Below are 24,352 nucleotides of genomic sequence, written 5' to 3' on the forward strand. Positions count from 1 at the left end.
CTCACTAAAACAACATATTTTGACACATGCCTGATAATACCCATCGTCCCTTTTGATATGAGATTTTCATCACTATTTTGACGGTGTGTTTCGCTAACAATAAGCGCCGCAGAAAAGTAGTGTATGGCTATGGACGAATTATAACTTTGGGAAATACTTTCAATGCCTCGGATAAAAAATACGCTATTGGCTTGTACGATACTTGCAGCATCCTCGGGCTTTAGTCACTCCGTACAAGCATCTTTGGACTACCAATATTCTTTTGGATCGATTAATGCAGGTTATGCTGACTGGAACAGCGGCTTTGTCGATGTAGGTCGTGGTGAAGTCTGGAAAGCCACAGCTGATTTTGGCGTCAATTTTAAAGAAGCTGAATTCTATTCTTTTTTTGAAAGTAATGTACTCAACCATTCTGTCGCGGGGCGTAACCATACGGTTTCAGCGATGACGCATGTTCGCCTTTTTGGCTCTGACTATACGCTCTTTGGCAAGATTTATGGCCAGTGGGAAAATACGTGGGGGGATGATCTGGACATGTTTTATGGTCTTGGTTATCTGGGATGGTCCGGGAAATGGGGATTCTTTAAACCTTACCTCGGACTCCACAATGAGTCGGGTGATTATGTTTCGCCAAAATATGGACAAACAAGCGGCTGGAACGGGTATGTGCTGGGCTGGACGGCAGCTTATAACTTCACACTGTTTGACGAGAAATTTGTTCTGTCAGACTGGAATGAAATTGAATTTGAGCGAAATGACGCCTACGCGGAACAGCAACACGGTGATTATGGCATTAATGGCGGTTTAACGCTGGCCTGGAAGTTTTATCCTCGCTGGAAGGCAACGGTAACCTGGCGTTATTTTAAAAACAAATTAGGTTATGACGGCTTTGGCGATCAAATGATTTATATGGTTGGGTATGAATTTTAAAAAATGTCAAAGGAGTTAAAATGAAAAGAACAGTTGTTGCCAGTATGATTGGGCTGGCGCTATGTGCCGGGAGCGCGCTGTCAACAGCACATGCCGCAACAGAAAAGCGTCCTAATTTGGTTATTATTCTGGCTGATGATTTAGGGTATGGCGATCTTGCAACTTATGGACATCCCATTGTCAAAACCCCGAATATCGACAAACTGGCGCAGGAAGGGGTGAAATTCACCGATTATTATGCGCCTGCGCCGCTGTGCTCTCCCTCCCGTGCGGGTCTGTTAACCGGTCGTATGCCATTTCGTACCGGTATTCGCTCATGGATCCCGGAAGGCAAAGATGTTGCATTAGGGCGTAATGAACTGACCATCGCCAATCTGTTGAAACAGCAGGGCTATGACACGGCGATGATGGGCAAACTGCACCTGAATGCAGGGGGAGATCGTACCGATCAACCCCAGGCAAAAGATATGGGGTTTGATTACAGTCTGGTGAATCCGGCGGGATTTGTCACGGATTCCACGCTGGATAATGCCAAAGAGCGTCCTCGCTACGGGGTGGTGCATCCGACAGGATGGCTACGCAATGGGCAACGAATTGGTCGCGCAGATAAAATGAGCGGTGAATTTGTCAGCTCTGAAGTGGTGAACTGGCTGGATAATAAGAAAGATGATAAGCCGTTCTTCTTATATGTCGCGTTTACTGAGGTGCACAGCCCGCTGGCTTCGCCGAAGAAATATCTCGATATGTACTCGCAATATATGAGCGCGTACCAAAAACAGCACCCGGATCTGTTTTATGGCGACTGGGCTGATAAACCGTGGCGTGGTACGGGGGAGTACTACGCGAACATCAGTTACATGGATGCTCAGGTCGGTAAAGTGCTGGATAAAATTAAGGCAATGGGCGAAGAAGACAACACCATCGTGATTTTCACCAGTGACAATGGCCCGGTAACGCGTGAGGCGCGTAAGGTGTATGAGCTGAACCTGGCGGGTGAGACCGATGGTTTGCGTGGCCGTAAAGATAATCTGTGGGAAGGCGGCATCCGCGTTCCGGCGATTATTAAATATGGCAAACATCTGCCGCAGGGGATGGTGACGGATACGCCGGTTTCCGGTCTTGACTGGATGCCGACGCTGGCGAAGATGATGGATTTTACACTCCCGAACGATCGCACGTACGATGGCCAGTCTTTGGTTCCGCTGCTGGAACAGAAGCCGCTGGAGCGTAATAAGCCGTTGATCTTCGGCGTTGATATGCCATTCCAGGACGATCCAACCGATGAGTGGGCGATCAGGGATGGCGACTGGAAAATGATCATCGATCGTGAAAATAAACCGAAGTATCTCTACAACCTGAAGACCGACCGTTACGAAACGCTCAATCAGATTGGCAAACGGCCGGATATTGAGAAACAACTGTACGATAAGTTCCTGAAGTATAAAGCAGACATCGATAACGATTCGTTAATGAAAGCCCGTGGCGATAAGCCGACGCCGGTCACCTGGGGCTAACCGAATAACCATAAAACCGTAGTATGCCACTTAGGGCGATGCCCGCCTGATTCGGTGTTTAAACTGAATCAGGTTCTTTTTATTGGGATGGATATAGCGATCATGCGAAGAAAGAGCTGTCAGGTCATGATTAAACCGACAGGTTCAGTATGCAATCTTGATTGTAAGTACTGCTTCTATCTGGAAAAGGAAAAGCTCTACCCGGAGCGAAAGCGCAACTACAGAATGTCAGACGAGATGCTGGAACGCTTCATTAAACAACATATTGCCGCGCAAGAGGTTGATGAGGTGATTTTTGCCTGGCAGGGCGGAGAACCGACGTTGATGGGGCTACCTTTTTATCGCCGGGCGATCGAACTCCAGCAGCGTTATGCTGCGGGAAAAACGATTGTGAATACCTTCCAGACGAACGGCATTTTGATCGACGACCAATGGGCTGAGTTTTTTCGGGCCAATCAATTCCTGGTCGGTATTTCCATTGACGGCGATGCAGCCTTGCATGACGAATGGCGCGTTACGCGCTCGGGAAAAGCGACGCATGCGAAAGTTGAACAGGCCATACAATGTCTGCACCGCCACGGCGTTGAATTTAATACGCTGACGGTTGTTAATCAGAGCAATATGCGCCATCCGCTTCAGGTATATCGCTATCTGAAGAGCATCGGCAGCCGTTATATGCAATTTATCCCTTTGGTGGAAAGAAGCAGCGAAAAGAGCGGCCTTGGGCTGGCGCACCCTGAGGACAGGCAAACAAAAATGATGCCGTGGTCGGTTGATCCGCTACAGTTTGGCCATTTTCTTAACGCTATTTTTGATGTATGGGTCCGCGAAGACATTGGCGACATAGGCATACAGATGTTTGAACAGACGCTTGCCGCCTGGTGTGGGTTGCCTCCCCAGGTATGCGTATTCGCGCCAACCTGCGGCAGCGCGTTTGCGATGGAGATGAACGGCGACGTTTATAACTGCGATCATTTTGTTTATCCGCAGTACAGGCTGGGAAATATTCAGGATACAACGCTACATGCGATGAATAATAGCGCGCAAAACCAGCAGTTTGGTGATGATAAAAGCCACTCAATGGCGCAGGAGTGTCGCTCTTGTCAGTGGCAATTTGCCTGCTACGGCGGCTGCCCCAAGCACCGCTTCTTGCTATCCGCGACGGGCGAGAGAAACCACAACTATTTGTGCGCGGGTTATAAGGCATTTTTTTCGCATAGCGCGGTAATAATGAGCGCCATGAAAACGCTCCATCAGAATGGTTTTTCACCGGCAGAGATAAAATCAATATTTGTTTGAAAATCATACCGTCACAGGGAGTTAATCATGTTTTCTCAGGTTAATGTCGATAGTTGCAAAACGCCAGGCTGCAAAAACCTGGGCGTGTTGAACAGCCCCGATTACCAGAACCAGGGGAAAAATGTGTTATGCAGGGCATGTGGTTTTCCTTTTCCTGTGATTTCGGCAAGATCGCTGAATCTTTTTCGCCAGTCGGTAAATCGGGTATGGAAAGGATTGATAAAATCCTGCCCCGGATGCGGCGGCGTCTCACTAAAAAAGTATGGCTTTTCCGCGCAGGGGGAGCCACGCGTCTGCTGCCAGCAGTGCCATAAAACATTTCTTTATCCCGTCAGATATAAAACCGATCCGCGCCAGGATTATCTTGCCGCACTCATCCAGGATGGGGCTTCGCTGGCGGATATCCGATCCGCCCTTGCGTTAGACAGTACCGGACTAAGCCGTGAATTACAGAAGTTATCCCGCAGGGCAAATCAGGCGGAACGTGAGTTTGCCTTTCCCGCTTTCGACATTACCCTCAGCACCCGCGCTTTTCGGGTTAAATTTAACGGCGGTGACAATTTTCTGTATGTGCTGGTCACCGCCGAGGAGACTACCGGTCGGATTATATCCGTAACAACCAATTATTCACTCCAGCCCGTTGAAACGGAGTATCAATACCACTCTTATTACGAAGAGCGCCTGCCGCCCGGTACGCTGGTACATCTTGTGCAACGGAAAGAAGCGATAACGATGCGGCGCGCAACGCTTTTTGATGTGGATTACGGACCGGCGGCGTTATACAAAAACGATCCGGGGATGCTGGTCAAACCCGTATTGCCGGCTTATCGCCATTTTGAATTAGTCAAAACACTGACAGATGCACGTTCCCTCAATATTCAACACTACATCGATCAGGAATGTTTTATATTGGGTGGCTGCCTGATGGCGAATTTGCAGCAGGTTCAACAGGGGCGATGCCATATCTCATTTGTCAGAGAGCGAGGTATGACGCCGCCGCTGCATGATATCCCGCCGCGCCTGTTTATGGGCGGAGGGAACCGCAACAATGTCTGGCGGACCTTCTCTACACGGGACTATGCGATGGCGGTTTGTAACCTAACCGGCAATAAAAAAACGGCCAATCTGCGGCACGCCACGTTAAATGGCGCGACGAAATTTATTCAATACCTGCACGCGCATCCTTTTTTGCCGCAGCTAAATCGCCTGTCTCCGGCGAACGTGACCGTGACGCTGGATTGTCTGAAATATGAATATAATAAAAGACAGAAAATGTGGGACGATCTGCGCGGTTAATTCTGCTTTCGTCAACGCCTGGCCTTTTGCTGCCCAGTCTATCATTGTCTTATCCCTCCTCTTTAACTCGTAAAAATCGAGCATTAGCGCAACTTAAATCTGATTTTTTCGAGTTATCAGTCTGTGTATTATACTTTTATCGAGTTATTCACCAACAGGATGAAAGTAAAAGTGAAACATCTGCAACGATTCTTCAGTAGCGATGCTTCCGGCGGCATTGTCTTAATCATCGCCGCGGCGCTGGCGATGGTCATGGCCAATACCAGCGTGACCAGCGGTCTGTATCACTCCTTCCTTGATACGCCTGTACAGCTGCGGATGGGGGCGCTGGAGATCAACAAGAATATGCTGCTATGGATCAATGATGCCCTGATGGCGGTGTTCTTCTTGCTGATTGGCCTGGAGGTCAAACGCGAGCTGATTCAGGGCTCGCTGGCGAGTCGCCGTCAGGCGGTCTTTCCGGTGATTGCCGCGCTCGGCGGGATGATCGTCCCGGCGCTGGTCTATCTGGCCTTTAACGCTCAGGATCCTGTCGCCAGAGAGGGATGGGCGATCCCGGCGGCGACGGATATTGCCTTTGCCCTCGGCGTGCTGGCGCTGTTAGGCAGCCGCGTCCCGACGGCGCTGAAGATTTTCCTGATGGCGCTGGCGATTATTGATGACCTTGGGGCTATCGTGATTATCGCGCTGTTTTATACCCACGACCTGTCAATGCTCTCGCTGGGCGTGGCGGCGGCGGCGATTGCGGTGCTGGTGGTTCTGAATCTGAGCGGCGTGCGACGCACCGGGATCTATATTCTGGTCGGTGCGGTGCTGTGGACCGCGGTGCTGAAGTCCGGCGTTCACGCGACGCTTGCCGGGGTCATCGTCGGCTTTATGATCCCGCTCCAGGAGAAGCAGGGTCAGTCACCGGCTAAAGTGCTTGAGCATGTCCTGCATCCGTGGGTGGCGTTTATGATCCTGCCGCTGTTTGCCTTCGCCAACGCGGGCGTCTCGCTGCGGGGGGTTACGCTTGATGGACTGACGTCGCTGCTGCCCCTGGGTATCATGGCCGGCCTGTTTATCGGTAAGCCGCTGGGGATCAGCCTGTTCTGCTGGCTGGCCCTGAAGCTGAAGTGGGCCTCGCTACCGGAGGGGACCACCTGCCGGCAGATTATGGCGGTGGGCATTCTGTGCGGGATTGGCTTTACGATGTCGATTTTTATCGCCACGCTGGCCTTCGGCAATGTCGATCCCGCGTTAATCAACTGGGCCAAGCTTGGCATCTTAATTGGATCGGTGGTATCAGCTGTTACCGGCTACCTCATACTGCGTCAGCGCGTAACGGATACTCGCCTCGCGGTATAACCTTTCTGCAGGAGGGCCTGCCAGGCTCTCCTGGACATTATCAGGGAGAGAAGCATGTCACATATCAACTACAACCATCTGTACTACTTCTGGCACGTCTATAAAGAAGGGTCTGTCGTGGGCGCGGCGGAGGCGCTGTTTCTGACGCCGCAAACCATTACCGGGCAGATCAAAGCGCTGGAGGAGCGTCTGCAGGGAAAGTTATTTAAGCGCAAGGGAAGAGGGCTGGAGCCGAGCGAGCTCGGGGAGCTGGTCTTTCGCTACGCCGACCGGATGTTTACCCTGAGCCAGGAGATGCTCGACATCGTCAACTACCGCAAAGAGTCGAATCTGCTGTTTGACGTCGGCGTGGCCGATGCGCTATCGAAACGGCTGGTCAGCGGCGTACTGGATGCCGCCGTTGTCGAAAGCGAGCAGATCCATCTGCGCTGTTTTGAATCCACCCATGAGCTGCTGCTCGAGCAGCTGAGCCAGCATAAGCTCGATATGATTATCTCTGACTGCCCGATCGACTCGACGCAGCAGGAAGGGCTGTTTTCGGTGAAGATTGGCGAGTGCAGCGTCAGCTTCTGGTGCATGAACCCGGCGCCAATGAAGCCGTTCCCGGCCTGTCTTGAAGAGCGACGGCTGCTGATCCCTGGTCGACGCTCGATGCTGGGACGTAAGCTGCTGAACTGGATTAACGTGCAGGGGCTGAAGGTGGAGATCCTCGGCGAGTTTGACGACGCGGCGCTCATGAAAGCCTTCGGCGCCGCGCATAATGCGATTTTTGTCGCGCCGACGCTCTACGCGCATGATTTCTACCATGATGAATCGATTGTCGAAATTGGCCGCATGGATAGCGTGATGGAGGAGTATCACGCCATTTTCGCCGAACGGATGATTCAGCATCCGGCGGTACAGCGCATCTGCAATCGCGATTATTCGTCGCTGTTTACTGAACCCAGATAGCCGGAAAGCGTGGGCTGGCGTGGCTCAGGTCGCGCCAGGACGGGAAAGATGACAGGCATAAAAAAACCCGCTTTCGCGGGTTTTTTCACAAAGCGACAACAAGCAGCGATTAAGCCAGTTTGTTGATCTGAGCGGTCAGGTTAGCCTTATGACGCGCAGCTTTGTTTTTGTGGATCAGACCTTTAGCAGCCTGACGGTCCACGATCGGTTGCATTTCGTTAAATGCTTTTTGTGCAGCAGCTTTGTCGCCAGCTTCGATAGCTGCGTATACTTTCTTGATGAAAGTACGCATCATAGAGCGACGGCTAGCGTTGTGCTTGCGAGCCTTTTCAGACTGAACGGCGCGCTTCTTAGCTGATTTGATATTAGCCAAGGTCCAACTCCCAAATGTGTTCTATATGGACAATTCAAAGGCCGAGGAATATGCCCGTTTAGCCTTCTTTTGTCAATGGATTTGTGCAAATAAGCGCCGTTTAACACCACAGCGCTTCATTACGTAGTGATGGCGCAAGATTCTACCAGCTTGTCGCAGGCGAATACAGCTTTTCCACCATAAAAATCGCCGGGGGCGGGCGGTTTTCCCGCTGACTCGCGCTGAGTGAATGAATTCCTGAGAACTTTCGTTGCCGAGGAGCAATCGCTGGTTAACGTTGACAGTTGTACAAGGTATACTCGGACGATTTTCACTGTTTTGAGCCAGACATGAAGCTGATACGCGGCATACATAATCTCAGTCAGGCCCCGCACGGGTGCGTGCTGACCATTGGCAATTTTGACGGCGTGCATCGTGGGCATCAGGCGCTGCTGCAGCGCTTGCGCGAAGAGGGCCGCCAGCGCGGTTTACCGGTGGTGGTGATGATTTTCGAACCCCAGCCGCTCGAGCTCTTTGCCGCCGATAAAGCCCCGGCGCGGTTGACCCGCCTGCGTGAAAAGCTGAGCTATCTGGCTGAAAGCGGGGTCGACTATGTGCTGTGCGTTCGCTTCGACCGCCGGTTCGCCGCGCTGACGGCGCAGGATTTTATCAGTGAACTACTGGTGCGCCGCCTGGGCGTGCAGTTCCTTGCCGTCGGTGACGATTTCCGCTTTGGCGCTGGTCGCCAGGGGGATTTCTTGTTATTACAAAAGGCGGGGGCGGAATACGGCTTCGACGTCACCAGCACCCAAACCTTCTGCGAAGGCGGGGTGCGGATCAGCAGCACGGCGGTGCGTCAGGCGCTGGCCGATGACGATCTCCTGCTGGCGGAGACGCTGCTCGGCCATCCGTTTAGCATTTCCGGGCGCGTCGTGCATGGCGACGAACTGGGCCGTACCATAGGTTTTCCGACGGCGAACTTACCGCTGCGTCGTCAGGTTTCCCCGGTTAAAGGGGTCTATGCGGTAGAAGTGACAGGGCTGGGCGACAAACCGATCGCCGGCGTCGCCAATATTGGCACCCGTCCAACGGTAGCGGGCGTGCGTCAGCAGCTCGAAGTGCATCTGTTGGACGTTGTAATGGACCTCTACGGTCGCCATATCAATGTAGTACTGCGTAAAAAGATACGTAATGAGCAGCGGTTTGCGTCGCTCGACGAGCTGAAGGCGCAAATCGCACGTGATGAGTTAACGGCCCGCGAATTATTTGGGCTGACCAGCCAGGCCTGAGCCACTGGTGTTTATCAAACCGAAATACGGAACCGAGAATCTGATGAGTGACTATAAATCGACCCTGAATTTGCCGGAAACAGGGTTCCCTATGCGTGGCGACCTCGCCAAACGCGAACCGGGAATGCTGGCGCGTTGGACCGATGATGACCTGTACGGCATCATTCGTGCAGCCAAAAAAGGCAAAAAAACCTTCATTCTGCATGATGGCCCTCCTTATGCGAATGGCAGTATTCATATTGGTCACTCGGTTAACAAGATTCTGAAAGACATTATCGTTAAGTCCAAAGGACTGACGGGCTATGACTCGCCTTACGTTCCGGGCTGGGACTGCCACGGTCTGCCGATCGAGCTGAAAGTAGAGCAGGAATACGGCAAGCCGGGCGAGAAGTTCACCGCCGCAGAATTCCGCGCCAAGTGCCGCGAATATGCCGCTCTGCAGATCGAGGGTCAGCGTAAAGATTTCATCCGTCTCGGCGTGCTGGGCGACTGGTCGCATCCGTATCTGACCATGGACTTCAAAACCGAAGCCAACATCATTCGCGCGCTGGGTAAAATCATCGGCAACGGCCACCTGCATAAAGGCGCCAAGCCGGTGCACTGGTGCGTAGACTGCCGTTCCGCGCTGGCGGAAGCGGAAGTGGAGTATTACGACAAGACTTCTCCATCCATCGACGTAGCGTTCCACGCGGTAGATAAAGCCGCGGTGCTGGCGAAATTCGGCGTCGCCGACGTCAACGGCCCGGTGTCGCTGGTTATCTGGACCACCACCCCGTGGACCCTGCCGGCTAACCGCGCCATCTCCCTGTCGCCAGAGTTCGACTATGCGCTGGTGCAGGTGGACGGCCAGGCGCTGATCCTGGCGAAAGACCTCGTTGAGAGCGTGATGAAGCGCGTTGGCGCGGCCGATTACACCATCCTGGCGGCGGTGAACGGCGCCGAGCTTGAACTGATGCGTTTCCAGCATCCGTTCCTCGATTTCGACGTGCCGGCGATCCTTGGCGACCACGTGACGCTGGATGCCGGTACCGGTGCGGTGCATACCGCCGGCGGCCACGGTCCGGACGATTACACGATCAGCCAGAAATACGGTCTGGAAATCGCTAACCCGGTTGGCCCGGACGGGGCTTATCTGCCAGGCACCTATCCGTCTCTGGACGGTATCAACGTCTTCAAAGCCAACGATATCATCGTTGAGATGCTGCGTGAGCGCGGCGCGCTGCTGAATGTGGAAAAAATGCAGCACAGCTATCCGTGCTGCTGGCGCCACAAGTCGCCGATCATCTTCCGCGCCACCCCGCAGTGGTTCGTGAGCATGGATCAGAAAGGTCTGCGCGCGCAGTCGCTGAAAGAGATCAAAGGCGTGCAATGGATCCCGGACTGGGGCCAGGCGCGTATCGAATCGATGGTCGCCAACCGTCCTGACTGGTGCATCTCCCGTCAGCGTACCTGGGGCGTGCCGATGTCGCTGTTCGTGCATAAAGAAACTCACGAACTGCACCCGCGTACCCTTGAGCTGATGGAAGAAGTCGCGAAGCGTGTTGAAGTCGACGGCATCCAGGCATGGTGGGATCTCGATTCCCGCGACATCCTTGGCGATGACGCTGCCAGCTACGAGAAAGTGCCGGATACCCTCGACGTCTGGTTTGACTCCGGGTCGACCCACTCTTCCGTGGTTGACGTGCGTCCGGAATTCGCCGGTCACGCCGCCGATATGTATCTGGAAGGCTCCGACCAGCATCGCGGCTGGTTCATGTCCTCTCTGATGATTTCCACGGCGATGAAAGGCAAAGCTCCATATCGTCAGGTACTGACCCACGGCTTCACCGTCGATGGTCAGGGCCGCAAAATGTCCAAGTCTATCGGCAACACCGTTAGCCCGCAGGACGTGATGAACAAGCTGGGCGCCGATATCCTGCGCCTGTGGGTGGCTTCCACCGACTACACTGGCGAAATGGCGGTTTCTGACGAGATCCTCAAACGCGCCGCGGACAGCTATCGTCGTATCCGTAACACCGCGCGCTTCCTGCTGGCCAACCTGAACGGTTTCGATCCGGCAAAAGACATGGTCAAACCGGAAGAGATGGTGGTGCTGGATCGCTGGGCGGTCGGCTGCGCGCAGGCGGCACAGGAAGATATCCTGAAAGCCTACGAATCCTACGACTTCCACGAAGTGGTGCAGCGCCTGATGCGCTTCTGCTCCATTGAGATGGGCTCGTTCTACCTCGACATCATCAAAGACCGTCAGTACACCGCCAGGGCGGACAGCGTGGCGCGTCGCAGTTGCCAGACCGCGCTGTTCCACATCGTGGAAGCGCTGGTGCGCTGGATGGCGCCGATCATGTCCTTCACCGCGGACGAAATCTGGGGTTACCTGCCGGGCGAGCGTGAGAAATACGTCTTTACCGGCGAATGGTATCAAGGTCTCTTCGGTCTGGCCGACAACGAAGCGATGAATGACGGCTTCTGGGATGAGCTGCTGAAAGTCCGTGGCGAAGTCAACAAAGTGATCGAACAGGCGCGTGCGGATAAGAAAGTCGGCGGCTCGCTGGAAGCCTCGGTGACGCTGTATGCTGATGCCGATCTGGCCGCTAAGCTCAACGCACTGGGCGATGAATTGCGATTTGTCCTGTTGACCTCCGGGGCGAACGTCGCAGACTATGCGAGCGCGCCTGCTGATGCCCAGCAGAGCGAACTGCTCAAAGGGCTGAAAGTCGCATTGAGCAAAGCTGAAGGTGAGAAATGCCCGCGCTGCTGGCATTACACCACCGATATCGGCAAGGTGGCGGAACACGCGGAAATCTGCGGACGCTGTGTGAGCAACGTCGCCGGTGACGGCGAGCAACGTAAATTCGCCTGATGAGTAAATCGATCTGTTCAACGGGGCTACGCTGGCTGTGGGTGGTCGTAGCCGTGCTGATTATCGATCTGGGCAGCAAATTCCTGATCCTCCAGAACTTCGCTCTGGGGGAGACGGTTCCGCTGTTCCCGTCGCTTAATCTGCATTATGCCCGCAACTATGGCGCGGCCTTTAGCTTCCTCGCCGACAGCGGCGGCTGGCAGCGCTGGTTCTTTTCCGGGATCGCCATCGGCATTTGCCTGGTGCTGACGGTGCTGATGTACCGTTCGAAGGCGACGCAAAAGCTGAACAATATTGCCTACGCCCTGATTATCGGCGGCGCGCTGGGCAACTTGTTCGATCGCCTGTGGCATGGCTTTGTGGTCGATATGATCGACTTCTACGTCGGCGACTGGCACTTCGCCACTTTCAACCTCGCCGATAGCGCTATCTGCATCGGCGCGGCGATGATTGTGCTGGAAGGCTTCCTGCCGAAACCGACCGCAAAAGAGCAGGCGTAAATGTTAATGCCGGGTGGCGCCACGTCAGCCCGGCCTACAGAATGTGTGGTCTCCCGTCGCCCGGTAAGCGTAGCGCCTCCGGGCAACAGGAGGCCGAAAACAAGCGAGCAATTTGCATGTCTAAATCCGTACAGAGCAACAGCGCGGTTCTCGTTCACTTCACGCTGAAGCTGGACGATGGATCCACCGCCGAGTCCACCCGTAACAATGGCAAACCGGCGCTGTTTCGCCTCGGCGACACCTCCCTGTCTGAGGGGCTGGAGCAACAGCTTCTTGGTCTGAAAGAGGGCGAGAAAAAGGCCTTTTCGCTGGAGCCTGACGCCGCATTTGGCGTCCCGAGCCCGGACCTGATTCAGTATTTCTCTCGCCGCGAGTTTATCGACGCCGGCGAGCCGGAGATCGGCGCGATTATGCTCTTTACCGCAATGGATGGCAGCGAAATGCCTGGCGTGATCCGTGAAGTGAACGGCGATTCCATCACCGTCGACTTCAACCATCCGCTGGCCGGGCGCACCGTTCATTTTGATATTGAAGTGCTGGAGATCGATCCGGCGCTGGAGGATTAACATGCAGATCCTGTTGGCTAACCCGCGCGGCTTTTGCGCTGGCGTTGACCGCGCTATCAGCATTGTAGAAAACGCGCTGACGCTGTACGGCGCGCCGATCTATGTTCGTCATGAAGTGGTGCACAACCGCTATGTGGTGGATAGCCTGCGCAAGCGCGGCGCCATTTTTATCGAACAGATCAGCGAAGTACCGGATGGCGCGATCCTGATCTTCTCCGCTCACGGCGTATCGCAGGCGGTACGGAATGAAGCGAAGAGCCGCGATCTGACGGTGTTCGACGCCACCTGTCCGCTGGTGACGAAAGTGCATATGGAAGTCGCCCGCGCCAGCCGCCGTGGCGAAGAGTCGATTCTGATCGGCCATGCCGGGCACCCGGAAGTCGAAGGCACGATGGGGCAGTACAATAACCCGCAAGGGGGCATGTACCTGGTCGAGTCGCCGGAAGACGTACTCAAGCTGGAAGTCAAAAACGACGCCCGGCTGTCGTTTATGACCCAGACCACCCTCTCGGTGGATGATACCTCGGATGTGATTGACGCGCTGCGCGCGCGTTTCCCGAAAATCGTCGGCCCGCGCAAAGACGACATTTGCTATGCCACCACTAACCGTCAGGAAGCGGTGCGCGCGCTGGCGGAGCAGGCTGACGTGGTGCTGGTGGTTGGTTCGAAAAACTCCTCCAACTCAAACCGCCTCGCCGAACTGGCGCAGCGGATGGGTAAGGCGGCTTACCTGATTGACGATGCCTCCGATATTCAGGAAGCGTGGGTCAAGGATGCTGCCTGCGTCGGCGTGACGGCGGGCGCGTCGGCGCCGGATATTCTGGTGCAGAACGTCATTACCCGCCTGCAGGAGCTGGGCGGCGGCGAAGCCGTACCGCTGGAAGGCCGGGAAGAGAATATCGTCTTTGAAGTGCCGAAAGAGCTGCGTGTGGATGTCCGTGAAGTAGAGTAAGTTCTTTCCGTCAGCAGTATGAGAAGATGCCAGACTTAACGTCTGGCATTTTTTTTAGGGAGAAACCATGCGCTTACCGATCATTCTTGATACAGACCCGGGCATCGACGATGCTGCCGCTATTGCCGCGGCGCTGTTCGCCCCTGAGCTGGATCTGCAGCTGATGACCACCGTGGCGGGCAATGTCTCGGTAGAGAAGACGACCCGTAACGCGCTGCAGCTGCTGCACTTCTGGCATGCCGATGTGCCGCTGGCGCAGGGCGCCTCGATGCCGCTGGTGCGTCCCCTGCGCGATGCCGCCTCGGTGCATGGCGAATCCGGTATGGAAGGGTATGACTTTGTTGAGCATCACCGGCAGCCGCTGGCGAAGCCGGCCTTCCAGGCGATCCGCGATGCGCTGATGCATGCTGCCGAGCCGATCACTCTGGTGGCGATTGGCCCATTGACCAATATTGCGCTGCTGCTGACCCAGTATCCGGAATGCGTGTTCAACATTCGCCGGCTGGTGATCATGGGCGGCTCGGCGGGCCGGGGCAACTTTACGCCGAATGCCGAATTCAATATTGCCATCGACCCGGAAGCCGCCGCGAAAGTCTTCCACAGCGGGCTGGAGATTGTCATGTGCGGACTGGACGTCACCAATCGGGCGCTGCTGACGGCGGATTATCTGGCGACCCTGCCGACGCTGAATCAGACCGGTAAAATGCTCCATGCGCTGTTTAGCCACTATCGCAGCGGCAGCATGAGTAGTGGTCTGAGAATGCACGATCTCTGCGCTATCGCATGGCTGGTCCGCCCGGAACTGTTCACCCTACAGCCGTGTTTTGTGGCGGTGGAGACGCAGGGAACCTGGACCGCCGGCGCCACGGTGGTAGATATCGAAGGGCGACTGGGCCAGCCGGCCAATGCCCAGGTGGCGCTGGATATCGATGTCGAAGGGTTTCAGCGCTGGGCGGCGGAGGTGATCGCCCTGGCGCCGTAATACTCACCCAATCTTCAAGGAGAGAAGTGATGACCTATGGACAGGCGTATTTAAGCGGCTGGAAAGAGACCTTTAATTTTAGCGGCCGGGCCAGCCGACAGCAGTTCTGGACGTTTTTTCTTATCAATCTACTGATCGCCAGCGCGCCGCTGGCCGTCTGGTGGCTGGCAACCAGCATTAACCCTCAATACGGCATCCTCAGTTTTGTTGTTATTCCCTTTGCTGCGCTGTGGTTGCTGCTGATGACTCTCCCTCTGCTGGCGATCGGCTGCCGGCGGATGCATGATATCGGCCGCTCCGGGCTCTGGTTCGTGCTGGGGATTATCATTCCGTGGTTTGCGGTTATTTCGCTGGCGCTATGCTGCCTGCGTTCAGCGTCGGCACCGTCTCGCTGAGATAATCAATCATCGCCCGCATTCTGGCGGGCATATGCTTATCTCCCGCCCAGAGCAGCCACAGATCGCCAGAGTAGCTGCTGATAAATTCCCATTCGGGCAGCACCTGCACGATGTCGCCATTCGCCAGCGCTTCGCGGGCGGTGAACAGCGGCAGGCTGCCGATCCCTAAATGCTGCCTGACCGCGTCGAGGCGCACGGCGGTATGGTTGGCGGCGTACCGCCCGTATGTTTGCACCGTTTCGGTTCTCCCTTCCCGACGGAACTTCCAGCGCGCGTCGGCGGGCGTTTCGCCAAGGCTGATGCAGCTGTGCGCGCGCAGTTCCTGCGGCGTGCGCGGCATACCGTGGCGCTGTAAATAGACCTCAGTGGCGCAGATAACGTGCGTGACTGGCATCAACGGTTTGCCATGCAGACCGGGCGAGGGGGTATCGGTGATGCGTAACGCCAGATCGATACCGTCATCGATAAAATCCAGAGGGCGATCTTCCAGCCGCAGGCAGACGTCAACCTGCGGGTAACGCTGAAAAAACGCCATCATCAGCGGATGGATCACGAAGCGGCCGACGGCTTTCGGTACGCTGAGCGTCAGCTTTCCCTGGGCGACCGTTTGGCGACTGCCGGCGGAATCCATCGCCTGTCGCGCCGCTTCCAGCATCTGCTGGGCATGCTGATACACCGTTTCCCCGGCATCGCTCAGACGCAGCTTGCGGGTGGTACGCTGCAGCAGTTTGCAGCCCATCTCTCGCTCCAGCCGCGACACGCTGCGGCTAACGGCGGAAGGGGTAATGCCGCTCTGGCGGGCGACGGCGGAGAAGCTGCCCTGGTCGACGATCTGGACGAAAAGGGCAAGGTCGGGCAGGAGGCTGAGATTCATTTGTGCTCCCGGAGCAAGAGTGCATTGGCGGGTGATAGGATTATCGCTGTCGGTATTAATAATATACTGGGCGGACAGAGAGGAGAATCACTATGACTGAACGGGTTTATTACACCAGCGACGCTACCGATGGGCGCGCCCAGATCATCGCCTGCACTGCGGAAGCGGATGGCCGCTACGCCATCGAACTGAATCGGACGCTGTTTCACCCGCAAGGGGGCGGTCAACCGGCGGATCGCGGCTGGATAGCTGGTCAGGCCGTTGAGACGGTGGTTGTGCGCGGCGACAGCGTGCTGCATATTCTGTCGCAACCGCTTCCCCTCGGTGAAGTGGAGATGAGAATAGATGCCTCCGCGAGACAACTGCATGCCCGCCTGCATTCCGCCGGCCACCTGCTTGGCCTGGCGGGCGAGCAGCTTGGCTGGCAACCGGTGAAAGCGCACCACTGGCCTGGCGAGGGGCGGATCGCTTTCACCGGCGGGAACCACGCCGTGATACCCGACGCCAGCGCGCTGCTGAGCCAGGTGAAGGCATGGCAGGCGCAGGACCTCCCGCGTCAGGTGATCTTCGCTGAGGGTTTGCGCATGGTGGGGTTTGGCGAACTGCCCGCCTATCCCTGCGGTGGCACACATGTCGCCCGCCTGGCGGAACTGGGCGACATTCTTATCAGTGAGATTAAGATGAAGAAGGGGCAGTTGGTGATCAGCTATTCCCTGGCGTAAACGTTTCAGACCTGCTCAGGGGAGGTCTGTTTGCCGCGATAAATACGCTCCGGTCGACCAACCTTGCCGTAGCTAATTTCCGCTTCCAGAAAGTCGTTCTTCACCCCTTGTTCCAGATAACGGCGGGCGGTGGTTTTGCTGCTGCCAAGGATACGCGCCAGCGAGTCGGCGGTATGCACCACCCCCGTGTCGGCAAACAGCTGGAGTACGCGCTGAAAGGTGCTTTCATCAATCCCGCGTAGCGGTGCGCTGGCCGGTTCCGTCTGTTCCCGAGCCTGAATATTAAACAGCGCATCGACGTGGATCTGGCTGGCCTGTTCGCTGGAACGCAGCGAGCTGCGATAGCGAGCGAAGCGCTCCAGGGTGTGCTGCAGGCGCTGATAGTGCACCGGCTTAATCAGATAGTCGAACACCCCCAGGCGCAGTGCTTCGCTGATGGTATCCATATGATTATCAGCGGTAATAAAGATAATCCGCCCCTTGTAATGGGTACTGACCGCATGGCGGATCAGGTCGATACCTTTGCCGTCAGGTAAGAAATTATCCAGCAGGATCAACTGCGGTTGATACAGTCTGAGTTGTTTCCTGGCGCTCTCGAGTTTATCCGCAATGCCAATGACGTCGAACTGGGGAAACTGTTTGATGTTATCCACCAGGATCTCCGCCAGCATAGGTTCGTCTTCAACGATAAGAGTGGTGATGCTATCCATGATGTTCATCTCGGGTCAGGGGAATATAAAGAGTAAAGATGGTGCCAAAAGGAATGTTATTTTCGACGACGATGCTGCCGCCTGCCTGTTCCACGTAGCTGCGAACCAGCCAGAGTCCGATGCCATGATCTTTGCTGACGCTGCTGGTGACGCCGCGCTCGAAGATCCGATCGCGCAGCGTCTCGTCAATGCCGCATCCCTGATCGGCGACCTCGATAATCACCTCGTGGCCGTCACTGTTGATCAGGCACTCTATCTGCCTTGAGCCCTGCGGCTGTTGCAGGCTGGCATTGTAGGCGTTATCAAGCAGATTCCCCACGATCGAGATCCATTCGTTGTGAGAAAGGGCGGTGGGTAATCTGTCGACGAAGCAGGCTGGATCGAAAATCAGCTCAAGTCCAAGCTCTTTGGCCCGGTAATATTTGCCGATCAACAGCCCGGCCAGGTGGTTGTCCTGGAAATTACGCGCGATAAAATCGATGACCTTCTGGTGACTTTCCGACTGCTGTTGGATCAGATCCAGCGCATGATCGTAGCGTTTAAGAAACAGCAGGCCGGCGATGGTGGAGATCAGATTGCGATGCTCATGCTGCACGGCGCGCAGGTTATCGGCATATTGTTGTACCTGGCTAAGCTGCAGGCTGAGGGTGTTGATATCGTCTTTACTACGAAAGCTGATCACCCAGCCCTGTGGCTCATTATTTAAGATCACCGCCATCCGGCTGGCGATCACTTTGATCTGATTGAAGGTGACGATCTCGTCTTTTTTATTGGTCTGCGGCGCATCGTAGAAGAAAGCCTCCTGCGAAATCACGCTGCTGATCCCTTTACCGATAAGCGTCGTTTCCGGTTGGCTCAGGTTGAGCAACCGGCGGGCAGTCTGATTAATCGCGGTGATCTTGTAACGGGAGTCGATGGCGATAAGCCCTTCGAACACGGATTCAAACAATACGCTTTGCTGGATCAACAGCTGCGACAGCTGTTGGGGTTCCATATTCAGCATCTGCTTTTTGATATGCAACGAGAAGCGGCGGGCGCAGTAGAGCAGGAGCAGTAACATGATCGCCATCGGGATCAGCAGCGAGCTTATCTGCAGGCTGAGCCAGTTCTCTAACTGTTCAATGGTATAGCCTACCGACACAATGCCGATCACCTTGCCGGTCTCGTCCTGAATCGGTGATTTACCGCGCAGCGAGGAGCCCAGCGAGCCTTTGCGCACTGACACGTAGCTTTTCGCGTTTAATAGTGCTTCATCGCTATCGCCGCCCTCCATCGATTTGCCGATTTCATCAGGGTTGACGTGATAGAGGCGCTGGCCGTTAGCATCACCGACGGTGATATAGGTGGCGTCGGAGAACGAACGCATGGGGTCGATAAGCGCTTTGATTCTGGCGAGGTCGCGTTTCTGAACCGCCTCGACCAGCTCCGGCATCGCCGAAATCTGCATTGCCTGAATCAGCGCCCGCTGCCCGACCTGGTAATGCAGACGCTCTTCGGTAATGTCGGTCAGATACCATGACATCGCCAGCATAACGATCGTCGAGGTGAATAAGATCAGCAGGAAGATGCGATTCTGAAACGATCGCCTGGCAAACCAGTGGGTGATTTTTCGGGTATACATAGCGCCAATAGACATTAAATGATTAGTTTCCCCGTTTCGCGGCCCGAGAACCCGCAGATGGCGCACAGAACCGCTAATTTCAGAAAAGTGATCGATGGCAAAGGGCGTTGTTAATCCTGACCCGGAGGCGGGGCAACGGCCACGCCTCCGGGGAGGACGCCGGCCTACATCGCCAGCACGTACTTGAGCATCACCCCGGCGGCGATCGCCGAGCCGATCACCCCCGCCACGTTCGGGCCCATCGCGTGCATCAGCAGGAAGTTCTGCCCGTCCGCTTCCAGACCCACCTTGTTCGACACCCTTGCCGCCATCGGCACCGCCGACACCCCGGCTGAACCGATCAGCGGGTTGATCGGGTTCTTACTGAACCTGTTCAGCAGCTTCGCCATCAGCACCCCGGCGGCGGTCCCCACGCAGAAGGCGATCACCCCCAGCACCAGGATCCCCAGGGTCTGCGGCTGCAGGAACTTGTCCGCCACCAGCTTGGCCCCCACCGAAAGCCCGAGGAAGATGGTCACGATGTTGATCAGCGCGTTCTGCACCGTATCGCTCAGGCGCTCCACCACCCCGCTCTCGCGCATCAGGTTGCCGAAGCAGAACATCCCCAGCAGCGGCGCGGCGTCCGGCAGCAGGAGCGCCACCAGCAGCAACAGCACCGCCGGGAAGAGGATCTTCTCCCGCTTACTCACCGTACGCAGCTGCACCATGCGGATCTTCCGCTCCTTATCCGTGGTCAGCGCTTTCATGATCGGCGGCTGGATCAGCGGCACCAGCGCCATGTAGGAGTAGGCGGCCACCGCGATGGCCCCCAGCAGCTCCGGCGCCAGCTTGCCCGACAGGTAAATCGCCGTCGGGCCGTCGGCGCCGCCGATGATGCCGATGGCCGCCGCCTGCGGCAGGGTGAACGAAATCAGGCCGAAGTAGTTCAGCGTCAGCGCCCCGAGGACGGTGGCGAAGATACCGAACTGCGCCGCCGCCCCCAGCAGCAGGGTGCGCGGGTTGGCCAGCAGCGGGCCGAAGTCGGTCATCGCCCCGACGCCCATAAAAATCACCAGCGGCGCGATGCCCGAGCCAATCGCCACCTTATAGAAGATGGCCAGCACCCCGGCGGAGTAGCCCATGTCCACCGCCAGGCTCTCCATCTGCCCCTGCACCGACGGCAGGGCCAGGGCCAGCGCCTCCTTAATGGCGTGGACGTCCGGCGCGCAGTGGAGCTTCGCGGCAATCACCGCCAGCTGCGCCGGGTCGTGGTGGGCCAGCAGGCTCTCCAGGGCGGTGAGCGCCAGCCCGGCCTCCGGGATATTGGAGAGCAGGCCGCCGAAGCCAATCGGCAGCAGCAGCAGCGGCTCGAACTTCTTCGCAATCGCCAGCCAGAGCAGCAGCAGGCTGACCAGCAGCATCACCGCCTGGCCGAACCCCAGGTGCATCAGCCCCATCCCCTGAATCAGGGCGTTCAGACTTTCCATTTCCGCTCCTCGTCGTTACGCCAGCTGCAGCAGGGTGTCGCCGACCGCCACCGCATCGCCGGCTTTCACCGCGATACCGCGGACGGTCCCGGCATGAGCGGCGCGGATTTCGGTTTCCATCTTCATGGCTTCCAGAATCAGCAGCACGTCGCCTTCGGCCACGCTCTGACCCTCGCCGGCAATCACTTTCCAGATAGTGCCCGCCAGCGGCGCGGTGACCGGGGTGCCGGCGCCGGCCGGGGCGGCGGCAGGCGCAGCGGCCTGCACGGGAGCCGCTGCCGTCAGCTGGCTGACGTCGCCGCCGTCGCTGACCTTCACCACAAAGGCTTTGCCTTCCACTTCCACGGTGTAGACGCCGGAGGCGGCGGCTTTCGCCGGCGCGGCAGGCCTGGCGTCTTCCACCTGCGGCACCGGTTCAAAGGCCGCCGGGTTATGGCGGTTTTCGAGGAACTTCAGGCCGGGCTGGGGGAACAGGGCCACGGTGAGCACGTCGTCGATGGCGTTCTCCGCCAGCTGAATATTCTTCTCCTGCGCCTGGTGCTTCACATCGGCTTCCAGCTGCGCCAGCTCCGGCTTCAGCAGGTCCGCCGGGCGGCAGGTGATGGCTTCTGCCCCTTCCAGCACCCGCGCCTGCAGGGCGGCGTTCACCGGCGCCGGGGTGCGGCCGTACTCACCCTTCAGGATACCGGCGGTCTCCTTCGCGATGGTTTTGTAGCGCTCGCCGGTCAGGACGTTGAGCACCGCCTGGGTGCCGACAATCTGCGAGGTCGGGGTGACCAGCGGGATGAAGCCGAGGTCCTCGCGCACGCGGGGGATTTCCGCCAGTACCTGGTCGAGTTTGTCCGCGGCGTTCTGCTGCTTCAGCTGGCTTTCTAGGTTGGTGAGCATCCCGCCCGGCACTTGGGCGACGAGGATACGGCTGTCGGTGCCCTTCAGCTGGCCCTCGAAGGCGTGGTACTTCTTACGCACTTCGCGGAAGTACGCCGCGATGCTCTCCAGCTTGTGGATATCCAGCCCGGTGTCATATTGCGTGCCGGCGAGGGTGGCCACCAGCGCCTCGGTGGCCGGGTGGCCGTAGGTGGCGCTCATCGAGGAGATGGCGGTATCGACGCCGTCGACGCCGGCTTCAATGGCCTTTAGCAGGGCCATCTCCGCCATACCGGTGGTGGCGTGGCAGTGCAGGTGCAGGGTGACGGCAAAGCGTTTTTTGATTTCGCTGACCAGCTCAAAGGCGGCGCCGGGGGTAAGAATGCCGGACATGTCTTTAATCGCGATGGAGTCGACGCCGGTCTCCAGCAGCTGTTCGGTGAGGTCGAGCCAGGTCTGCAGGGTGTGGGCCGGGCTGGTGGTGTAGCTCAGGGTGCCCTGGGCGTGGGCGCCGTGGCTGCGGACCGCCTGCAGGGCGGCCTGCATGTTGCGCGGGTCGTTCATGGCGTCGAAGACGCGGAAGACGTCCATGCCGTTTTTGACGGCGCGCTCCACGAAGCGTTCGACCACGTCGTCGGCGTAGTGACGGTAGCCGAGCAGGTTCTGGCCGCGGAGCAGCATCTGCAGGGGGGTCTTCGGCATCGCCTTTTTCAGCTCGCGCAGGCGGACCCACGGGTCCTCGCCGAGGAAGCGGATGCAGGCGTCAAAGGTGGCCCCGCCCCAGCACTCCAGCGAGCGGTAGCCGACGTCGTCAAGCTGAGCGGCGACGGGGAGCATATCGTCGAGACGCAGACGGGTGGCGAACAGGGACTGGTGGGCGTCGCGCAGGACGACATCGGTAATGGCAACGGTCATGAATTCCTCCGTGAATTAAGGGTGAAGACGGCGGTGGTGGTGAATGGCGGCGACAATCGCCGGCGTTAAGCGGGCGAAGTCGCCGGCGGGCGCAACGGCGGGCAGTGGCGTCGCTTTCGGCGCCGCAGCCGGTTCGGGGAAGAAGCGGTTGACGGCGGCGGACATCCCCTGGATGGCGAAAATCAGCAGAAACAGAAACGCCAGCACGAACCCCATGCCGAGGCACATCAGGGTGAAGCCTTCACCCAGCAGTACAGCTTCAGTCATTGAAAGACCCTAAAGTAAGGGCACGACGGCGTGTTTGAAGGCTAACCAAACGATACTTCCGGCTAAGGAGCAGGGTGGATTTCCCGAAGCCGCCCCCGGCTCTGGCCCCTGACTGGCATCGCTGTGGTTGACGCTCAAACATCGCCATCGTGCGTGTTGGTTACATCATCATGCCGAACACAATGCTGGCGATGACCAGCACAATACCGCCGCCCAGACGGGAGGAGATTTGCGCATAAGAGATAAGATTCATACGGTTACAGGCAGAGAGCACTTCCAGGTCGCCTGAGCCGCCGCGGTTAGCCATGCACAGGCCTGCGGTGATGGCGGATTCGATCGGGAAGAAGCCAATCATCCAGCCGCCGATGGCCGCCCCGACGACAGCACCCACGACGATTACCGCAGCGATGATGACGTTCGCGAAGGTAATCGCGTCGATAATTTCCTGCAGGTCGGTGTAGCACACGCCGACCCCGACCATCAGTACCCACAGCAGCTGCTTAGAGAAGAAGTCAGACAGGCGTTTGGCCCCGGCTTTGATCTCCGGCGAGCAGAGGCCGGAAGCGTTCAGCGCCGCGACGATCAGCACCATCCAGGCGAAATAGTGGATTGAGACACCGCCAATGCTTGGCAAAATTTTCTTGGCAATGACGTAGGCCAGCAGGAAACAGGTGGTGGCGAGCACCAGGCCGACTGCCGTTTCGCGATGGGTAATCTGGCCTGCTTTTTCATCATCATCAACTTTAAAGGAGGCTTTACGTACCAGTTCGCCTTCCCCGCTCAGCCAGGTGTGTTTTTTACCGATAATATCGAGCAGCGCGGCAAAAACGATGGCGAAGATATTGGCGATGGTCAGAATGGCAATCGCGGTGGAGTAGTACTCTTCACGGGAGCGGCCGGTGACGGAGTGATAAATTTCGGACAGCGGAACCGCGCCTGCGCCGTTACCGCCGCCCATAATCGGCAGGACGTACAGCATCATGATGCGGTCTACGGAAATACCGAAGCACAGGCCGATGATAATCCCGAAGATAGATGCGCCGAGGATCCCCATAAGGATCGTCGGAATATAACCCAGCAGCGATTTCAACAGCAGTTTACGGTTAACCGAGAGAATGGCGCCAGTTATCAAAACTGCGATGAATAAGTTCAGGAAGTTGCTTTTATCCATCACATTAGTGATTGCATCAATTTCTTTTTGGGTAAAAATGCCTGCGTAAACGAAATAAGCGGCGACGAGGAAGATCATCACCGGCGCGCCGCCAATATATTTATTAAATATCGGCAGCCGTTTGCCAATCTCGCCAAAGATGGCACCGATAATAAACATAATGGCAAAGCCGCCAACCAGGTCGGTGGGTAACGCATTAAAGAAGTGGGAAAGTAATAGCGTAATTAACGCAAACGCATAAAGGGGTAACGGCATGCCGAAGATTTTAAATCCCAGCAGGTCGCTTACGCCCTTTTTCTCCGTCGCCGGAGCCTGGCTCATGTTAGTCATAAACGTTATCCTGTTTATCAATGAAGTAATAAGACCGGCGCATAGTAATAAATAGACTCAGTGTTAAGGTGTGATAACCTTCACTGAATACTCGTGTTTTTAATTAATTTAATTATTTTTATTATGCTGAATGAATTAACAACATAAAAACCATAAAGCCAATTAAGCGACGG

General features: G+C 56.6%; 22 protein-coding genes and 1 pseudogene. 15 read left to right on the top strand and 8 right to left on the bottom strand.

Annotation, left to right across the window (positions count from 1 at the left end; translation table 11 throughout):
• The first annotated feature begins 162 nt into the window (after positions 1 to 162).
• The 6 genes from ACOI7Z_RS15195 (at position 163) to nhaR (ending at position 7,337) form a co-directional block, all read left to right on the top strand.
• Entirely contained in the window at positions 163 to 930 is a 768-nt protein-coding gene (locus tag ACOI7Z_RS15195; protein ID WP_065883321.1) for an outer membrane protein OmpK, read from the top strand.
• Positions 931 to 950: 20 nt separating this feature from the next.
• Positions 951 to 2,444, top strand: a complete 1,494-nt coding sequence (locus tag ACOI7Z_RS15200) for a sulfatase (protein ID WP_049014573.1) — start codon at positions 951 to 953, stop codon at positions 2,442 to 2,444.
• Between the two features lie 99 nt (positions 2,445 to 2,543).
• Entirely contained in the window at positions 2,544 to 3,743 is a 1,200-nt protein-coding gene (locus ACOI7Z_RS15205) for an anaerobic sulfatase maturase (protein ID WP_087848876.1), read from the top strand.
• 27 nt (positions 3,744 to 3,770) lie between these two features.
• Positions 3,771 to 5,039: a cytoplasmic protein gene (locus ACOI7Z_RS15210; protein WP_087848861.1), complete on the top strand. Its 1,269-nt coding sequence runs from the start codon at positions 3,771 to 3,773 to the stop codon at positions 5,037 to 5,039.
• A 171-nt stretch (positions 5,040 to 5,210) separates the two neighbouring features.
• Positions 5,211 to 6,386, top strand: a complete 1,176-nt coding sequence (gene nhaA, locus ACOI7Z_RS15215; protein ID WP_087848862.1) for a Na+/H+ antiporter NhaA — start codon at positions 5,211 to 5,213, stop codon at positions 6,384 to 6,386.
• A gap of 54 nt (positions 6,387 to 6,440) precedes the next feature.
• Entirely contained in the window at positions 6,441 to 7,337 is an 897-nt protein-coding gene (nhaR, locus tag ACOI7Z_RS15220; RefSeq protein ID WP_023291923.1) for a transcriptional activator NhaR, read from the top strand.
• A gap of 109 nt (positions 7,338 to 7,446) precedes the next feature.
• Here the strand turns inward: nhaR and rpsT are convergent, their stop codons facing one another.
• The gene (gene rpsT, locus ACOI7Z_RS15225; protein WP_002887965.1) at positions 7,447 to 7,710 is read right to left on the bottom strand and encodes a 30S ribosomal protein S20; all 264 of its coding nucleotides are present in this window, start codon (positions 7,708 to 7,710) and stop codon (positions 7,447 to 7,449) included.
• A gap of 116 nt (positions 7,711 to 7,826) precedes the next feature.
• Between rpsT and ACOI7Z_RS15230 the strand changes: the two are divergent.
• From ACOI7Z_RS15230 to ACOI7Z_RS15265, 8 genes and pseudogenes are all read left to right on the top strand, one after another.
• Positions 7,827 to 8,032, top strand: a pseudogene (locus ACOI7Z_RS15230) (DUF2575 domain-containing protein); the annotation flags it as partial.
• A 7-nt stretch (positions 8,033 to 8,039) separates the two neighbouring features.
• On the top strand, positions 8,040 to 8,978 hold the full coding sequence (gene ribF / locus ACOI7Z_RS15235; protein WP_004204236.1) for a bifunctional riboflavin kinase/FAD synthetase: 939 nt from the start codon (positions 8,040 to 8,042) through the stop codon (positions 8,976 to 8,978).
• A gap of 43 nt (positions 8,979 to 9,021) precedes the next feature.
• Entirely contained in the window at positions 9,022 to 11,838 is a 2,817-nt protein-coding gene (ileS, locus tag ACOI7Z_RS15240; RefSeq protein WP_087848877.1) for an isoleucine--tRNA ligase, read from the top strand.
• Complete coding sequence (gene lspA, locus ACOI7Z_RS15245) at positions 11,838 to 12,338, top strand: signal peptidase II (RefSeq protein WP_086075193.1); 501 nt, start codon at positions 11,838 to 11,840, stop codon at positions 12,336 to 12,338. The genes ileS and lspA overlap by 1 nt, the downstream gene beginning before the upstream one ends.
• Positions 12,339 to 12,454: 116 nt before the next feature.
• Complete coding sequence (fkpB, locus tag ACOI7Z_RS15250; protein ID WP_023291927.1) at positions 12,455 to 12,904, top strand: FKBP-type peptidyl-prolyl cis-trans isomerase; 450 nt, start codon at positions 12,455 to 12,457, stop codon at positions 12,902 to 12,904.
• A gap of 1 nt (position 12,905) precedes the next feature.
• A complete protein-coding gene (gene ispH, locus ACOI7Z_RS15255) occupies positions 12,906 to 13,856 on the top strand; it encodes a 4-hydroxy-3-methylbut-2-enyl diphosphate reductase (RefSeq protein WP_002887979.1) in 951 nt (316 codons plus the stop codon).
• Positions 13,857 to 13,923: 67 nt separating this feature from the next.
• On the top strand, positions 13,924 to 14,838 hold the full coding sequence (gene rihC / locus ACOI7Z_RS15260) for a ribonucleoside hydrolase RihC (protein WP_065882784.1): 915 nt from the start codon (positions 13,924 to 13,926) through the stop codon (positions 14,836 to 14,838).
• Positions 14,839 to 14,867: 29 nt separating this feature from the next.
• On the top strand, positions 14,868 to 15,233 hold the full coding sequence (locus ACOI7Z_RS15265) for a DUF805 domain-containing protein (protein ID WP_065882783.1): 366 nt from the start codon (positions 14,868 to 14,870) through the stop codon (positions 15,231 to 15,233).
• On the opposite strand, the gene ACOI7Z_RS15270 is transcribed toward ACOI7Z_RS15265, so the two are convergent.
• Complete coding sequence (locus ACOI7Z_RS15270) at positions 15,181 to 16,110, bottom strand: LysR family transcriptional regulator (protein ID WP_087848863.1); 930 nt, start codon at positions 16,108 to 16,110, stop codon at positions 15,181 to 15,183. The genes ACOI7Z_RS15265 and ACOI7Z_RS15270 overlap by 53 nt on opposite strands.
• A 92-nt stretch (positions 16,111 to 16,202) precedes the next feature.
• On the opposite strand from ACOI7Z_RS15270, the gene ACOI7Z_RS15275 reads away from it, so the two are divergent.
• Positions 16,203 to 16,832 carry a hypothetical protein gene (locus ACOI7Z_RS15275; protein ID WP_087848864.1) on the top strand — a complete coding sequence of 210 codons (630 nt, stop codon included), beginning with the start codon at positions 16,203 to 16,205 and terminating at the stop codon, positions 16,830 to 16,832.
• A gap of 5 nt (positions 16,833 to 16,837) precedes the next feature.
• Here the strand turns inward: ACOI7Z_RS15275 and ACOI7Z_RS15280 are convergent, their stop codons facing one another.
• From ACOI7Z_RS15280 to citS, 6 genes are all read right to left on the bottom strand, one after another.
• Complete coding sequence (locus ACOI7Z_RS15280; protein ID WP_044525323.1) at positions 16,838 to 17,542, bottom strand: response regulator; 705 nt, start codon at positions 17,540 to 17,542, stop codon at positions 16,838 to 16,840.
• A complete protein-coding gene (locus ACOI7Z_RS15285) occupies positions 17,535 to 19,163 on the bottom strand; it encodes an ATP-binding protein (protein ID WP_086075196.1) in 1,629 nt (542 codons plus the stop codon). The genes ACOI7Z_RS15280 and ACOI7Z_RS15285 overlap by 8 nt, the downstream gene beginning before the upstream one ends.
• 164 nt (positions 19,164 to 19,327) lie before the next feature.
• Complete coding sequence (locus ACOI7Z_RS15290; RefSeq protein WP_087848865.1) at positions 19,328 to 20,629, bottom strand: oxaloacetate decarboxylase subunit beta; 1,302 nt, start codon at positions 20,627 to 20,629, stop codon at positions 19,328 to 19,330.
• Positions 20,630 to 20,644: 15 nt separating this feature from the next.
• Positions 20,645 to 22,411: a sodium-extruding oxaloacetate decarboxylase subunit alpha gene (oadA, locus tag ACOI7Z_RS15295; protein WP_087848866.1), complete on the bottom strand. Its 1,767-nt coding sequence runs from the start codon at positions 22,409 to 22,411 to the stop codon at positions 20,645 to 20,647.
• A gap of 15 nt (positions 22,412 to 22,426) precedes the next feature.
• Positions 22,427 to 22,678: an oxaloacetate decarboxylase subunit gamma gene (locus tag ACOI7Z_RS15300; RefSeq protein ID WP_044520980.1), complete on the bottom strand. Its 252-nt coding sequence runs from the start codon at positions 22,676 to 22,678 to the stop codon at positions 22,427 to 22,429.
• Positions 22,679 to 22,838: 160 nt separating this feature from the next.
• Positions 22,839 to 24,179, bottom strand: a complete 1,341-nt coding sequence (gene citS, locus ACOI7Z_RS15305; RefSeq protein WP_023291938.1) for a citrate/sodium symporter CitS — start codon at positions 24,177 to 24,179, stop codon at positions 22,839 to 22,841.
• Between the last annotated feature and the right edge of the window lie 173 nt (positions 24,180 to 24,352).

This window comes from Klebsiella sp. C283, from assembly GCF_048822555.1.
Classification (GTDB): domain Bacteria; phylum Pseudomonadota; class Gammaproteobacteria; order Enterobacterales; family Enterobacteriaceae; genus Klebsiella; species Klebsiella quasipneumoniae.